Here is a 16,601-nt window from a genome sequence, read left to right on the forward strand (position 1 = left end):
CCTTGTTTTTTTATATATTTAAAATCAATATGGGACAATAATTATTTCTAACACATTTATACCTAGGGTTTTATATCCCTGTACAATACATTCAATTAACCTATAAACAAACTATTCATGAAGCAAATTGTTCTTGCTTTTCTTCTGATTGTCAGCCTGGATGCTACGGCACAGATAGTGAAAAAGAAACCTGTTCGTAAAGTAACAAAAGCAGATAGTACTAAAGTGACAGCTACCGGAAAGCCTCAGGCAGAGGCAATTGCAGAGACCCAAGTGGAAGAGGAAGCACCTGTTATGGAAGAGATGGTAGCAATTGTAGAAGCTCCGATATCTGATAACTCTTCCCGTACTTTTAGTGATGGTGATGGTTTATATTATCTTTCTGAAAGCTTTTCAGAGAAAGGTATCAGCATAGTTTACAAAGGAGACTATAGTAACAGGGTTTATGCTATTATAGAAACCGCTACTAAAAAGAAATTAACACCTTTTATTTTTGAAAATATCCGGGCTTCTTTTTATGGTGCTAATAATACGGCCGTTGTAACAGTTAATGGAAAATCAGGTACCATTAATTCAAAAGGACAAATGATAATTCCATGTATTTACGATCTGTTAAACAGTTTTACTATGGATGATCAAACCTATTATATTGCTACTCTCAAAAATAAGGTGGGTATTATTACGGAAACAAGTGAAATTATTTTTCCTTTTGAATACACCCGCCTGGAAAAAGCCTATCACGATAAGCCCAATATATTCCTGGCTCAAAAGGGGGATCTTTATGGTCTTGTAAATGTAGCGAGTAAAAAGATAGTAGTTCCGATTGAGTACAGTAGTATCAACACTGATAGTGATGATTATTTGCGGGTAGCAAAGGATAATCTATATACGCTTATTAACTGGAACGGTAAACCGTCGTTTAAAAACTGGTATAGTTATTTAAATATCTATGATGACTTTGCTATTGCTGAACTAAATGGACACATGGGGGTAATTGATTTGTCGGAAAATAAACTGCTGCCGTTTGAGTATGATAAACTGGAACGAATAAACAGTAATACTGAGCGGGTTTATAATTTCATCGGCCTTAAAGATGGCAAATATGGCATGTGTAGTATGAATGGTAATGTAATTATTCCTTTTGAATATGATCGGTTATCTAAAACTTATTCTTCTTTTATCAGCGGCACAAAAAATGGATTGAAAGGCCTGTTTGATTTAAGCGGTAAAGTAATATTACCGTTTGATTACGGCGTTGTTAATGTTGGGGAAAAAGCTATTCTACTCAAGAAAGAGAATAAATATGGTATCATCAAGAGGGACCTGACTGTTATGCTTCCTATGAAATATGATTACATTAAAACTATTTCGATGAATGATTCTTATAATACTTATTACCTGGTTATGCTGGATGGGAAAACCGGGATTTGCAACAGCAGTGGTAAAATGGTGCTGGACGTATTATATGATGATCTGCTCTCTTACAATCCGAATGGTCGCAATAGCGATTCTTACAGATCTCCTTTTATAGCTGTTAAAAAAGGTAAGTATGGTGTAGTAGAAAGCAGTGAGGATGCAGATAGCAAAATAATTATTCCTTTCGAATATGATGAGCTGGATTATATAAATAGCTATCTCGTAATAGCTAGAAAGAATGGTAAATATGGTATCCGCACTATTTATGAAAATACAATAGTACTCCCATTTGAATATCAGTCGTTAAGCAATAAAGGAGGCAACCTTGTAGGGTATAAAGGTACTTTTGAACAGTATAGGGTGTATGGGAAAACTGTAACACCTGTAAGCAGCAGTAAATAACGGTAATATAGTAAATGATAAAATAAAGTCCCTCAGGTACTGTTTAAAACAGCGCCTGGGGACTTTGTTTTAATAAAGACTTTAAAGCACCCCGGTAATTATCAGAGCAGAAGTGTTCATGAGGACACCATCTGCCAAATCCCCGGATAGTCTACTACAAAGCCATCCTCATTTGTTTGAATCATAGATGTGAACCCTTTATTTATATTCTCATATTTATACAGGCCCTTACCCATATTAGTGTAATTTTGCGTCACGGCTTTGAACATATCCTCCGGCAGATCGAAATAGACAACTGTTATCTCTTCCTTTTTACCTTCTGTCAGCTTCAATCTTTTGATAGGTAAAGTATTTGTAAATGGTGTCAGGGATATATCGACATCAATAGCATTATCAAGATCAGGGTAATATTTCCCCTGCAGATCATACCATTTACCATTCTTCTTTTCCAGGAAAAGTTTAAAACTCTTCTCCGCTTTCACCTCGATCGCTACTGAAATAATATGCCAGTTATAATCCATTACAAGCTCATAAGATACCTGCAACGGATGATTTTTTAATGCTCCGGTAATTTTCCCCTTTGCCCGGTATTCTCCATTGTATTCAATAGAAAGCATCTCCGTAGTACTAAGAAGATCACTTTGCCAGACTACCTGTTTCATATACAGATCTTTGTTAAGTAACAAAATCAGGTGGGAAATGTTGTTTACAAAACAAAAATCCCGGCTGCAAATGCAACCGGGACTATTTTAGAACACCATTCCCCAAAATGATTCGTTATATAACACTAATTCCGTTATTCTCAATGATACTATTGATAGTCTTCACAGAAGCAGCAGAGCGCAAACCATCTTCCGGTGTATTCACTGCATAATCCACCAGTCTGTCGATAGTAGAAGTAGCCACATGCATACGGGTATCTGATGATGCATAATAGATAAACACATTACCGTTATCATCAGCAATCCAGCCATTACTAAAAAGCACATTGGATACATCTCCTACCCTTTCCTCTCCTTCCGGTGCCATGAAATAGCCTGTAGGTTTGTGGATCACTTTGGTAACGTCCTTCAGGTCGGTCACGAACATATACAAAACATAACGAAGACCCGCAGCGGTATTACGCACGCCATGAGCCAGGTGTAACCAGCCTATGGATGTTTTGATCGGTGCAGGGCCTAAACCGTTCTTTCCTTCATATACGGTGTGATATACCTTAGGATTGATTACCATTTCTTCGTGAATCACTGCATTCTCTATGTTGTCTGCCAGGCCGAAACCAATACCGCCACCATTGCCGGTACTGATAAAACCATCCTGCGGACGGGTGTAGAATGCATATTTCCCCTGTACGAATTCAGGATGCAACACCACATTTCGTTGTTGAGGAGAAGGTGTTATCAGATCAGGCAACCGTTCCCACTGAAGCAGATCTTTAGTCCGCACAATACCACATTGCGCCACAGCTGCCGACTGATCACCAGGGGCAGCAGCAGGGTCCCGTCTTTCTGTACAGAAAAGGCCATATATCCAGCCATCTTCATGCTGTACCAGGCGTATATCATAGACATTTGTATCTGGTTCCGCAGTTTCAGGTAATTGCACCGGGTAATCCCAGAAACGGAAATTATCAATACCATTATCACTTTCTGCCACAGCAAAGAATGATTTACGGTCAATCCCTTCTACCCTGGCTACCATTACATATTTATCCTTGTATTTGATAGCACCGGCGTTAAATACACCGTTAATGCCAAACCGTTCCATCAGAAGAGGATTGGAGGATTCCCGGAGATCATAGCGCCAGAATATAGGTGTGTGAGCTGCTGTCAGTACAGGATACATATACCTGTCGTAAATACCGTTGCCCAATGGCTCTTTTCGGTTAGGTCTGGTTAACAGCTCTTCTGATGCCTGTTGTAATGCATGCAGTCGCTTTTCAAAATTCATATACTTACTTTTGTTGCCTTACGGCAGTTTAGATTTCTGGTACCAGGTAAAGAATCATAACGGAGCATACAAATCCAATGCTGCTGATTCTTTTTCAAACAATGTTTTATCTTGCTTATAAAACTCTATAAAGTCATTCGCGGATACCTGACCTGCATAGGGTACATAATAATGCATCCTTTTCATATACTCATTGTATCCTGCATTACGCCACAACAGCGTATAAGCTATCCTGTTATTTCCAATAGCATCCAGTAACGTCTTCGTCCACCAGTTGGCATATGGGATCTGTTCATACCCTGTTTCCGCCAGTGCTGATATTTTATTCTTCTCCGTGGCAATGCTGTCCAGCAATGCCAGTTGCCTGTTTGTATTTTTCACGAACCAGTCGTTTTTCTGCGGATCATCATATTGATAGGTATCGAAGCTAACTACGTCCACCATATCATCTCCCGGGTAACGGGCCAGGAATTCCTGTTTTGTAAATTCTCCTGCCGTATTATACACGTATAAAAGGTTATGCAGGTGTTTCTCCTGTTGCAGATAATAAATAGTAAATCTCCACAGCGTAATAAATTCCTGTTCTGAGCATGCATTGCGTCCCCACCAGAACCAGTTGCCGGTCAGCTCATGAAAAGGACGGAAAAGGATAGGAATAGCCTCTCCTTTGGTACCTTTGAGTGACTTGATATAAATGGCTGCTTTATCAAGCCAGCCTTTATATAATTCATAATTGGTTCCACCGGGTAAAATGCTGGTAACGGTACCATGTGTGGTATCCCAGGCCCCTTTGGTAGCTCCTGCAGGACTGGGCATATGCCAGCTCAGGGTAATAACGCCTCCTCTCTCATATCCCTGCTGTATATATTGGCGCATCTTTTTAAATGGTACACCATCCAGGTCTGTATCATGGTCTGATTCAATCCCACTAAGGTCCCAACCATACAGCGCAGGATAGTCCCCAGTCACTTCCTTCACATCGCTGTTACCTTCTTTATATTTCCAGTTAACACCATAAGCCAGATCATCCTGATGACCAAACAAAAACCCTTTCTCCGGTAGCTTTTTCAGATGGCTGTACAGGTTTATTGTTTCTACAGTAGCCTGCTTATCGGAGGGTAACTCCTGGCCTGCCACCGGAATACCGGCGGCAGTTAATCCCAGGCCCATAATGATGCTATAAAAAGTTCTTGTCATGCTATTTCTTTTAGAATAACCCGAAGTCGTCAATATATATCAGGCTGTTATTATTGCTGAATTCCTGTATGGTGATATTGGTGAGAGAAGAAGGACTTCCCAGTTGACTGAAAGGAATGGTGTAATCTGTCCAAGACCCTTCTGATAAAGCCAGTAAAACACTGGTGCCGCCAACGCCGTTAATGTAAAGTTTTACCTGCATCCCTTTTGTACCACTGCCACCATAGATAGACACTTTGATGCCCTGATAGCTGCTCACATCCAATGTACTTGCACACTGAAATCCACCATAACCACCAGTGTATTGTACTTTGATCGAATTACTTCCTCTCTTCGCCTGTTCTGTGCTGCCCAGTGTCATATCAGAGCTCCAGTTACCAAACCACCAGTTTGCATTGGCTGCATCATCATACAAAATATAACTGAACCCGTATGCATTGGCAGATTTGGTAGTACCACCGGTAGCTGTTGTTACGTAGATGTATCCCGGTACAACGCTGGTGGGCACTGTTATCTGTATAGTAGTGTCTGTGCTGGCAACGATCGTTGCTTCCAGGCTACCGATCTTTACACTTTGCAGGTTCTGGAACCAGTTACCCGTGATGGTCACCGTTGTACCGGCATCACCGGTTGCGGGATCAAAAGAAGAAATGACCGGAGCTGGTATCTGAACTGTAAAAGTGAAATCTGCCTGACCATATTTGGTGATCACACTTACTTTACCGGTTACAGAATCTGCTATTTCAGCAGGTATCTGTACTGTAACGGTAGAGTCAGTAGCATAAAAATCAGTAGATGCTACCGCCAGATTGTTAAAGTATACTTTCTGTGTAGTAGCCAGGTGCGCACCTTTTATCTCCACCCATTCCGACAAAGCGCCGGTACTAATACTAGTAGTACGATCAGTGGTGGTAGTAACGGCATTGATAACAGGTACACTGGTATCAGTGCTTGCATCTTTTTTACAACTGGTAAAACATAAGCTGATATAGAGCACCGCGAACAACCTTACAATAAGATGTTGACGGATGATGATAAGTTGTTTCATTGAAAAAGATTTATGATGTTCTTACAATATATCCTAAGCTTACCAGCCGGGATTGTTAGAAGTAATAGCGGAATTGGCGCTTAATTCACTGGTAGGTATTGGCAACAACAGATTTTTAGTTGTTCTTACCTTGGAAATGTTATTCTGTCCCAGTGAAATTTTATTCATCACCTGTAAATATACACCCCAGCGTAACAGGTCATATTTACGGATGTTTTCCAGCGAAAACTCACGTCCACGTTCTTCCAGTACAAAACTGCGGAACTCATCCTGACTAAGACCTGCTGGTGCACTTGTTGCTTTCGAGCGCAGACGTACCTTATTCAGATACAGGTAAGCGTTTGCATCAGGACCAGTTACTTCATTTTCTGCTTCTGCATATAACAGCAGCACTTCAGAATAACGCATTACAGGGAAAAAGGCATCGCTTGTAGACACATCAGGACTGCTAACATCGCTGAATTTGGTAACAAAAGCTTTATCATCTGTACCACCATTGTTGTAATAAGAATTACCCGATGCATCGGTACTATATTTGGCCGATTTCCAGGAAGGATAATAGTAATTAGTACCTGCACTTACTGCACGATATGCAGTATACTGATGTGTAACGCCATCCAGTACACGGGTATCAATATCTTCTTCATAATTCAGATAATGATTGTTAGTCATCCACACCGCACCTAAACCAAAAGGATAAGAACCAGCCGTGAAATAAGCATGCAGATCATTCAGGAAGGAAGAACCTGCCAGCGATTGTATTTCCCACATATGTTCTTTCAGGTTCCGGTTAGCTTTCAGCCATATGTCAGCCCAGTTATCAAACAACGTATATTCGCCACTGTTTATCAGCTCCAGCGCTTTATCCCTGGCCAGTGTATAACAAGCCTTACTATCCAGTGAATCATATCCGGCCACAACTGTTTTTGTATAAGGATAAAAAGCATTGTCCTCACCACCACGAACGGTAATACTACCGGTTAATGCTCCGGAGCCCATGGTTGCATATACTTTGGCAAGGAAGCCTTGTGCTACTCCTTTATTTACGCGGCCAGTTTCGCCGGAACGGGAATCGCTCGCATAGAAAAGATGAGATTCAGCGTTCTTCAGGTTACTGATAATGCTATCATATGTAGCCTTTACGGAAGAACGGGGAACATTCTGGTTAGGATCTACAGATAGTGAGTGCATACGCAGTGGTACTCCACCGTATAGCTGAACCAGTTGGAAATAAGCCCAGCCGCGGAGAAAATAAGCTTCTCCCATTACCCTGCTTCTCAGATCATCCGTAATATTCGCTGATGCAATACCCGGTACTTTTTCCAGTACAGTATTGGCACGGGCAATGATCAGATAGAGGCCGGCCCATGGACGATCTATTCCCCAGTAAGATTGTGGGTTACCTGCGCCCGCAGCACCCAGATACCAGTCAGCTCCCGATACATGATCGTCGTCTAACAATGTGAGGTTCCAGAATGGCTGCAGGTACAGGTCATAGGTATAGAGTTCGCTATAAATACCATTCACTGCTACTTTGGCATCATCACCACTGGAATAGAAATCATCAGGCGAAATAAAACTGTATGCCTTTTCTTCCAGTGTTTTCTTGCAGGAAGTTGTAAAAAGTAAGCCAGCAGCAGCTATCAATAATATATGAAGTCGTTTCATTTTAATAAGTTTTGCGTGTTTAGAAATTAGCACGAACACTAAAAGTGTAAGTTCTTGAGCCAGGGTAACCTCCCAGGTCTACTCCAAACAAAGCGGGATTATCACCAAACCCGTTCACTTCCGGATCGTATCCTGTATATTTTGTGAACGTGTAGAGGTTATTAACTGCCAGCGATACACGTAAAGCAGATACACCTATTACCTTTACAGGTACATTATACCCCAGGTTCACATTCTTGATCTTCACAAAACTACCATCCTCAATATATCTGCGGGAGAAATACATGGTACGCCAGAACTGGTGAATAGCTTTAGGCCAGGCTGCATTACTGTTGTCTTTTCCTGCCTGCCATCTGGTATCCCACATATTCTGTGAAATATTTTTATAATCTCCGATGTTACCAAAGAAACGGTAGTTCATATTGATTACATCATTTCCCTGCACACCACTTACAAATACGCTGAAGTCCCAGTTTTTATAATGGAAATTATTGGTGATACCGAAAGTATATTTAGGGTTTACATTACCAATAAAAGTACGGTCAGTTGTAGTGATACCGGGAGTTCCATCCAGGTCTTTGTATTTGATTTCTCCGATAGTACGTTTCACGATGGCATCAGACTGTGAACTATAAGCAGGATCACTTCTCACTTCAGCTTCATTATCATAATAGCCGTCTTCCTTATATCCATACAACGCACCAATAGGATGGCCTACTTTCTGAATAAAAGGAGCATCTCCCGTAGAGATGTTATCTGCAAACTGTTCCGTCACATCTCCTCCCAGGCTCAGGATCTTATTTCTGTTGAATGCGATATTTGCACTCACATTCCACTCAAACTGTTTTGTTTTTACAGGAGTTCCATCTATTGCTACTTCCAGACCTTTATTCTCTACAGAACCGGAGTTACGTAAAGCTTTGCCGAAACCGGTAGAACTTGGTGTAACAATATACTGGAGCAGATCGTCCGTCTTCTTTTTATATACATCTACATGCAGATTGATTCTGCTGAACAATCCTACATCTAATCCCAGGTTATAAGCAGCAGTAGTCTCCCACTTCAGTTTATTATTAGCTGGCCCTGAATAATAATCGTCTGCCAGGCCGGTTTGTACACTTCCACCTAATATATAGTTATAGACTGCCAGCTTTGATAAGGATGCATAGGAACCAATACCCTGGTTACCCGTTTGTCCATAACTGGCACGTAGTTTCAGGTCGCTGAATGCTGTTATGCTTTTTATAAAAGACTCATTCACCAGCTTCCATCCCAATGCGAAAGAAGGGAAGTTCGCCCACTTATTATCTTTACCGAATTTGCTGGATCCGTCCCTGCGGAAAGATGCAGTTAAAAGGTATCTGTCGTCGTAGTTATAGTTAGCACGTACAAGACCGGATACCAGAGTGGCACTATACCTGTTATTGACAGGAGTAACCTGTATCTCTCCTGCATACAGGTTTTCATTCTTCATGAGATCATTCGGGAATGTTTTAGCCTGAATATTCTTCGTTTGTCCATCTGTACGTTCATAAGTACCACCGGCCACCACATTGATGGAATGTTTATTCAGTTTTTTCGCGTAGGTCAGCAAACTTTCAGACACTACGCTGCTCCAGATATCATCTGCTTTCAGTCCCCAGCCTTTTACGCTCTGGCCTTCATACACCGATCTTGGATAATACTGGTCACGTAAGTTATAGGCATAGTTAAAACCAATATTCTGACGGAATTTCAGGTCCTTTGTAATAGATGCTTCTGCATAGTTGGAAGTGAAGATGTTGATACTGGATACTTTATTCAGCACGTCCCTCGTATATACATAAGGGTTGGTAATGAAATACACACTGGAAAAAGCTCCGGTTGCAGGATCTATCAATCCCTGTGTAGAAGGGAATGTTAAAGCAGATCTTACCACACCGGCAGAAACATCATCAATTTTGGTAGTACCAGTTTTTACGCCATTCATAATAGAGCGGCTCACCATGGTACTCGTACCCATTTTAATATATTTACCCAGGTTCCTGTTAAGGTTCAGGTTAACACTGTAACGTTTAAAATTAGAGTTAAGAATAGTACCGTCCTGATCCAGGTAATTGAATGAAAGACTATGATTACCCGCATCACTACCTCCTGAAATACTTATTGAATAGTTCTGGAAAAGTGCATGACGGAAAATCTGGTCCTGCCAGTTAGTTCCTGTACCATAGTCATTGGGACCAGGAGCATAATAGGTAGAATCGGGATAACCTGAAACAGGCATATCTTTACCAGGATAGGGAAGATCATAGGTAGTACCTTCTATATCGTTCTCATTCTGAAAAGATTCATTCTGGTATAAGGCATAATCATGTGCATTCAGCACTTTTATCCTGCGGGACACTTCTGACATGCCCACATTAATATTTAACTCCACTTTGTCTTTCCCGGTACGGCCCCTGCGTGTGGTGATCAGCACAACCCCATTCGCACCACGGGAACCATAGATAGCGGTAGCAGAAGCATCTTTCAGTACTTCAATGGATTCTATATCGCTTGGATTGACAAAAGACATGGCGTTGATGGTCTGTTTCTCATCATCGCCGATAGATGCAGGTGTAGAACCGCTGCTGCTATTGTTGAAGGGAACACCGTCTATTACATACAATGGTTCCGTACCACCCAGGAATGAGTTAGAACCCCTGATGCGGATACTCAGTCCGGCGCCTGGCGCACCATCATTTTGTGTAACGTTCACACCGGCCAGTTTACCCTGCAGGGCTTCCAGTGCATTGGTAGGCGTATTGCGTATCAGATCCTCCCGGCCGATCTTTTGTACCGAGCCGGTGAGATCTGATTTCTTCACTGTTCCATAACCGATCACAACCAGGTCATTTAAGGCCGTGGACTGTAAGCTTAAAGTAATATCAAAGGTGCTTTTTTTACCTAGCTGTACTTCCTGCGATTGCATACCGACAAAGGAAATAACCAGCGTTTTACTCCCCTCCGGAACATTCAGAGAGAAGTTCCCATTTACATCTGTACTGGTAGCCACTTTAAGGCCTTTAACCAGTACCGTCGCCCCCGGAAGGAGTGTACCCTTCTCATCTTTTACAGTACCACTCACCTTCTTTTCCTGGGAAAAGGCTGCAAGGTGAAGCAATACACATAAAAGAATGGATGGAATCCCCCTTAGTAGATACTTTTTCATAACGTGTACTTATTTATAACAAAGATGCTCTTATTTGGGACTTGATAATAATACTTTTTTATCTTTTAGATGTATTAATTCTATAAAATCTGAAATACTCACCCTGAATACCTCCTAAGACTACTATATAGTAGGACTTTATGTGAACTACTGCATTATTCTTAATTAATACTTTATTACATCATTACTATGCTTTAATTGCAGGAAACGGAATATATTGCACTCCTAATCTTTTAATTATGAGAGAAAAGCTGTTAAGGGAAATAACACCACTTACACAAAATGATTGCTTTACACTCTTTGCAAGAGAAAAGACGGCGTTTGACTTTCCATTACATTATCACGAAGAATTTGAACTGAATTTTATTCAGTATGGGACGGGGGCGAAACGTATCATTGGGGATCATATGGAAGAGATTGGAGATCTGGAACTGGCATTGGTAGGTCCCAATCTGCAACATGGCTGGTTCAATAATAAACATCAGGGTGGTATCATGAAAGAAATTACGATACAATTTCACCGTGATCTGTTTGATGACAGATTCCTGCAACGTAACCAGATGACCTTCATCCGGGGTATGCTTGAACGCTCTTTACGGGGAATCCTCTTCTCCCGGGAAACTGTCACAGGCATTATGCCCAGGCTGATATTGCTGCCACAAAAACAAGGATTTGATTCTGTGCTGGAGCTGATGTCTATACTACATGATCTTTCCATCTCCCGTAATATGCGTGTATTATCAGATGCCAGTTTCCGTAATACGGAAACATTATCCTATAACAGCCGGCGGATCGAGAAGATCATGAAATACCTGAATGATAATTTCGATAAAACTGTCAACCTGAGTGAGGCAGCAAAAATTGCCGCAATGACAGATGTGTCTTTCAGTCGCTTCTTCAAAATGAAGATCGGAAAAACATTCGTGGATACGCTTATTGAAATACGCCTGGGGCATGCATCCCGTATGCTGATAGAAACTACTCATGGCATTCACGAAATAGCTTATAAATGTGGGTTCAATAATATCTCGAACTTCAATCGTATTTTCAAAAAAAAGAAAGACTGTACACCGAAAGAATTCAGACAGGCATATACATCTTCATCAGGAGTGAGAACGTTTGTATAGAGATCTTTTCTGTTTAGTTCATTTCAGAAATAGATATCCAGATTTTTCCTAATAACTGAGCGACTCTTTTCAAAGAGATCGTATTTCCATCTTTATTAAATTAAATCCTTATTTTGCTGTAAGAAGGAACCTGGTTTTCCGCTAAATAGCGCAAAGTCTACCCTAAGTTAAAACACGTTTTGATGCGTTTTCTTTTCTGGTTTGTCTGTGCATTGCAATCGTTTACGGCTTTGGCGCAAAGTAATTACTATAACTTTTCAAAGCTAAATACTTATACCGGCCTTTCTCATAACCGGGTATATAGCATACTAAAAGATCCTGACGGATTTTTATGGTTTGGAACTATGTCGGGCCTTAACCGTTATGATGGATATTCTTGCAGGGTATTCCGGAAAAACCACAGTGACAGCTCTTCGCTTTTGGATAATAATGTCTCGGGACTCTATGAGCTTCCGGACGGAAAGATGTGGGTATCCACAATGGGAGGACCTTGTATTTATAATCCCGACACAGAAAAATTTAGTGCCGGTTACCGTGACTATTTACATTCTCTCGGTTTGCCTGCTGGTTCCATCAGGAGTATCGTTAAAGGGAACAACGGCAGATACTGGTTCCTCTACTACGATATGGGTTTATATGTGTATTCAGTTACTGATAAAAGTGCAAAACAATTCAGCCAACAGCAGACATTGTATCCTTCGGAAAAAATAACCTCCATTAAAGAAACAAAAGATGGAAAGATATGGCTGGTATATCAAAATGGATTTTTGCAGGAATATGATATAAAAAAGGATAAAGCTGTTTTTTCCAGCACTGCTTTACAGGAACGGTATAAGGGAAATGCTTTTGAGAATTTTTTTATAGACGCAGATGGTGATATCTGGATTTGGTGTTATACCTGTGGCGTTTTTCTTTTTCATCCGCAGGATAATACAATCAGGCAGTTTAATAAAAATTCGTTTCCGTCGAGATTGAATTCAGATGTAGTAAGTCAGATTGTTCAGGATAATAATGGCTTGATCTGGATAGGGACAGACCAGGGAGGGGTAACATTGATCGACAAAAATAAGAATTTCAGTACCAGTTATCTTCTGAACAATCCCGATGAGCCGAAGAGTATCAGCCAAAACAGTATCAATAATATCTATAAAGATGATCAGGGGATTATCTGGCTGGGAACTTACAAGCAGGGAATAAATTATCTGAATAACAACATAGTACAATTTCCGTATTACCATCACCAGGAACTGAATGCAAAGAGTCTTCAATACGATGATATAAACCGTTTTGTTGAAGACAGGTCAGGTAATATCTGGATTGGGACCAATGGCGGAGGACTAATTTATTTTGATAGAAAAAATAATACTTTCACACAATACCTGCACGATCCAAACAATAACAACAGCCTGAGTAATGACGTAATTGTAAGCTTGTGTATCAGCCGGGATGGTATACTTTGGATTGGTACTTACTTAGGAGGCCTCAATAGTTTCGACGGCAAGAAGTTCACTCACTACAGGCATGATGACCATGACACTTCAAGTTTGGCAGATGATAATGTATGGGAAATATTTGAAGACAAGGATCAACATTTATGGATAGGTACTTTGAGCGGTGGATTGGACCGTTTTAACAGAGAAACAAAACAGTTTGACCATTATAAAAACAAGCCGGGGGCTTTACCCTTCTATTCTGTATCTGCTATCTTACAAGACAGAAAGGGCAATTTATGGATTGGAACTGATGCCGGAATCGTTATTTTCGAAAAGGATAAAAGTACTCCTGTTTTTTATCAGCATACAAACGATAAAAACAGTTTGAGCAACAATAGTATAACCTGTCTCTTAGAAGATAGTAAGGGCAGAATCTGGATAGGAAGCCGGGAGGGTTTAAACCTGTTTAATGAGCAAACAAAAAAATTCAAAATATTTACTACCGAAGATGGCCTGCCCGATAATCTGATATTCGATATTCTTGAAGACAATCATCACACTCTTTGGCTTTCTATACCTAATGGATTGTGTAATGTCATTCCAAAACAAAAAGAAGACAGTGCTGGTTTTGTCATTGTTAGTTACGATGAGATGAACAACCTTCAGAAGCGCGAATTCAATGAAAATGCCTCGCTCAAAACAAGGGCCGGCGAATTGATATTCGGTGGACCTTCCGGTTTTAACATCATTGATCCTGATAAAATTCAAAACCCTGTTTATCATCCTAAAATTGTTTTCACCGGTTTGCAGATATTAAACAGAGATGTTGAACCGGGAAAACTGATCAATAACCGGGTTTTATTGCAACAACCTTTATCAAAGCTTAAGGGTATTGACCTGAAATATCAGGAAAACGATTTCTCTATTGAATTTGCGTCACTCGACTTTGTCCACAGCGCCCATGATAAATATGCATACATGCTGGAAGGTTTTAATTCAGAGTGGTTATATACTGATGGCAACCAGAGAAAAGCAACTTATACAAACATTAATCCCGGTCATTATATTTTTAAAGTAAAGGTTTTAAACAGAGATGGTTCCTGGAGTGATGTTAAAAATTTGCGGATCAGGATTGAACCGCCATTCTGGCTATCCCCCATCGCATATATTATTTATGCATTAATTGCTGCGGGATTGTTTTTACTTGCCCGGCGTATTACTTTAGACAGAATTCACATGCGCTTCGAAGTGCAGCAACAACGTAGAGAGGTTGAAAGAACGCATGCAATGGAACAGTTAAAAACAAACTTTTTCACTAATGTAAGTCATGAATTCCGTACGCCGTTGAGCCTCATCATTACACCGTTAGACAGAATTATTAAACAAACAGCTGATGAAGACCAGAAAAAACAGTTAAATCTCGTGCACCGGAATGCCAAACGATTACTGAACCTGGTAAACCAGCTGCTCGATTTCAGAAAGATTGAGGTACAGGGTATAAAATTATGTCCTTCAATAGGCGATATTGTCGCATTTAGCAGGGATATCAGTTATTCATTTGTAGATATTGTAGAAAAGAAAAAGATCCAATTTTCATTCTCGGCTAACATTGAGAACCTGGAAATCTATTTCGACAAGGATAAGGTTGAAAAGATCTTATTCAACCTGCTTTCCAATGCTTTTAAATATACCCATGATAATGGTATGGTGGACGTAAACCTTACATATAGTGATGAGGGCGATGGAACGCTTGCCATAGCAGTAAAAGATACAGGCATTGGAATACCTGCTGATCAACAGGAACAGATCTTCGAACGGTTCTTTCAAACGGATGTACCTGAAAGCATGATGAACCAGGGGTCTGGTATTGGCCTCGCCATCACAAAAGAGTTTGTAAAATTACATAACGGTATCATCACTGTAAAAAGCGAACCGGATAAAGGCGCCTGTTTCACCGTTTTACTTCCAGCTAAAAAGATTTATGAATATTCAGCAGGGACCGCCCTTACCCTGCCCCAAACAGAAATGATATCTGAAGAAAGTGAAAAGAGCGGTAAGAAGAAAACAATAATGATAGTGGAAGACAATGAAGACCTGCGCTTTTATTTAAAGGACAGTCTGAAAGAGGAATATTATATTGAAGAAGCTACGAACGGTAAAGAAGGCTGGGAAAAAATAAAACTGTTAAATCCTGATCTTGTGGTGAGCGACGTTATGATGCCCGTAATGGACGGAGTAGAACTGGTGAGGAAAATTAAAACTGAAACGTTAACGGCCCATATCCCTATCATTTTGCTTACAGCTATGGGAAGTGAAGAAAAACAACTGGAGGGTTTGAAAGCGGGTGCAAATGATTACATTACCAAACCTTTCACTTTTGAGATTCTGGCTTCACGCATCAGAAATTTGCTTGTGCAGCAAAAATTATTGCAGAAAAGGTTCCAAAAGCAAATTGAGGTCAATCCCGGAGAAGTTACCATAACGCCCGTGGATGAAAAGTTCCTGAAACAGGCTTTGGATGCTGTTGAAAAAGAAATCGACAACTCCGATTTTTCGGTGGAAGATCTCAGCCGTGAAATGTGTATGAGCCGTGTTACCTTATACAGGAAGATACTATCGCTTACAGGGAGGTCACCGCATGACTTTATCCGTTCGATCCGTTTGAAAAGAGCGGCTCAGTTATTGGAAAAAAGTGGAATGTCTATTGCCGAAATAGCATATCAGGTAGGATTTAATGATCCCAAGGTTTTCACTAAGTCTTTTAAGGAAGAATTTAAGATTACCCCTTCACAATATGTAACAAATATCAGAAACAAAAATGCCTAAGGACAGCACTTTGTAAAATTACCGGTGACGGTTAAATCCGTTGTACCCCCATCTGCAGGCAATGAAGCCTGAGATGGAGATACGGATAATTGCGGGGTAACAACGGTACTCTCTTTTTTACTACAGGATGCATAAAACAGCACCGCTAATGGAAGTCCTAAAAATGAGAATTCCTCTTTGACTTTTCTTCTTGTGAAATTCATAGGTATGGAAATCGAGTTTTTTTTACGAACCATGCAGTATTTACAACAATTCACCGCTTATTTAATGGCCGTAAAACTATTGCTATACCGTCTTAAATTGGGGGACAAATGTTGCAAATTATGGTGTGGAATGTTACAAGT

At 40.5% G+C, this 16,601-nt stretch carries 9 protein-coding genes; 3 read left to right on the top strand and 6 right to left on the bottom strand.

Features of this window, described 5'->3' with window-relative positions; translation table 11 throughout:
• Positions 1-117 precede the first annotated feature (117 nt).
• Entirely contained in the window at positions 118-1,818 is a 1,701-nt protein-coding gene (locus BMW86_RS32050) for a WG repeat-containing protein (protein ID WP_089788020.1), read from the top strand.
• Between the two features lie 116 nt (positions 1,819-1,934).
• On the opposite strand, the gene BMW86_RS32055 is transcribed toward BMW86_RS32050, so the two are convergent.
• From BMW86_RS32055 to BMW86_RS32080, 6 genes are all read right to left on the bottom strand, one after another.
• A complete protein-coding gene (locus BMW86_RS32055; RefSeq protein WP_089788022.1) occupies positions 1,935-2,480 on the bottom strand; it encodes a putative glycolipid-binding domain-containing protein in 546 nt (181 codons plus the stop codon).
• Between the two features lie 115 nt (positions 2,481-2,595).
• The gene (locus tag BMW86_RS32060; RefSeq protein WP_089788026.1) at positions 2,596-3,768 is read right to left on the bottom strand and encodes a glycoside hydrolase family 130 protein; all 1,173 of its coding nucleotides are present in this window, start codon (positions 3,766-3,768) and stop codon (positions 2,596-2,598) included.
• A gap of 54 nt (positions 3,769-3,822) precedes the next feature.
• Entirely contained in the window at positions 3,823-4,965 is a 1,143-nt protein-coding gene (locus BMW86_RS32065; protein ID WP_255373056.1) for a glycoside hydrolase family 26 protein, read from the bottom strand.
• Positions 4,966-4,975: 10 nt separating this feature from the next.
• Positions 4,976-6,013, bottom strand: coding sequence for an IPT/TIG domain-containing protein (locus BMW86_RS32070; protein ID WP_089788031.1), 1,038 nt, complete (start codon positions 6,011-6,013; stop codon positions 4,976-4,978).
• A 39-nt stretch (positions 6,014-6,052) separates the two neighbouring features.
• Positions 6,053-7,681, bottom strand: a complete 1,629-nt coding sequence (locus BMW86_RS32075) for a RagB/SusD family nutrient uptake outer membrane protein (RefSeq protein ID WP_089788034.1) — start codon at positions 7,679-7,681, stop codon at positions 6,053-6,055.
• Positions 7,682-7,700: 19 nt separating this feature from the next.
• Positions 7,701-10,871, bottom strand: a complete 3,171-nt coding sequence (locus tag BMW86_RS32080; RefSeq protein ID WP_089788036.1) for a SusC/RagA family TonB-linked outer membrane protein — start codon at positions 10,869-10,871, stop codon at positions 7,701-7,703.
• A 239-nt stretch (positions 10,872-11,110) separates the two neighbouring features.
• Between BMW86_RS32080 and BMW86_RS32085 the strand changes: the two genes are divergently transcribed.
• A complete protein-coding gene (locus BMW86_RS32085) occupies positions 11,111-11,998 on the top strand; it encodes an AraC family transcriptional regulator (RefSeq protein ID WP_089788039.1) in 888 nt (295 codons plus the stop codon).
• Positions 11,999-12,180: 182 nt separating this feature from the next.
• Positions 12,181-16,257 carry a hybrid sensor histidine kinase/response regulator transcription factor gene (locus tag BMW86_RS32090; protein ID WP_089788042.1) on the top strand — a complete coding sequence of 1,359 codons (4,077 nt, stop codon included), beginning with the start codon at positions 12,181-12,183 and terminating at the stop codon, positions 16,255-16,257.
• Positions 16,258-16,601: the final 344 nt, after the last annotated feature.

Source organism: Chitinophaga sp. YR573 (genome assembly GCF_900110995.1).
In the GTDB taxonomy this organism is placed as follows: Bacteria; Bacteroidota; Bacteroidia; order Chitinophagales; family Chitinophagaceae; genus Chitinophaga.

Excerpts from the sequence above, each read along its gene's own strand:
- BMW86_RS32050 (WP_089788020.1), top strand. The coding sequence starts at position 118 with ATGAAGCAAATTGTTCTTGCTTTTCTTCTGATTGTCAGCCTGGATGCT.
- BMW86_RS32055 (WP_089788022.1), bottom strand. The coding sequence starts at position 2,480 with ATGAAACAGGTAGTCTGGCAAAGTGATCTTCTTAGTACTACGGAGATG.
- BMW86_RS32060 (WP_089788026.1), bottom strand. The coding sequence starts at position 3,768 with ATGAATTTTGAAAAGCGACTGCATGCATTACAACAGGCATCAGAAGAG.
- BMW86_RS32065 (WP_255373056.1), bottom strand. The coding sequence starts at position 4,965 with ATGACAAGAACTTTTTATAGCATCATTATGGGCCTGGGATTAACTGCC.
- BMW86_RS32070 (WP_089788031.1), bottom strand. The coding sequence starts at position 6,013 with ATGAAACAACTTATCATCATCCGTCAACATCTTATTGTAAGGTTGTTC.
- BMW86_RS32075 (WP_089788034.1), bottom strand. The coding sequence starts at position 7,681 with ATGAAACGACTTCATATATTATTGATAGCTGCTGCTGGCTTACTTTTT.
- BMW86_RS32080 (WP_089788036.1), bottom strand. The coding sequence starts at position 10,871 with ATGAAAAAGTATCTACTAAGGGGGATTCCATCCATTCTTTTATGTGTA.
- BMW86_RS32085 (WP_089788039.1), top strand. The coding sequence starts at position 11,111 with ATGAGAGAAAAGCTGTTAAGGGAAATAACACCACTTACACAAAATGAT.
- BMW86_RS32090 (WP_089788042.1), top strand. The coding sequence starts at position 12,181 with ATGCGTTTTCTTTTCTGGTTTGTCTGTGCATTGCAATCGTTTACGGCT.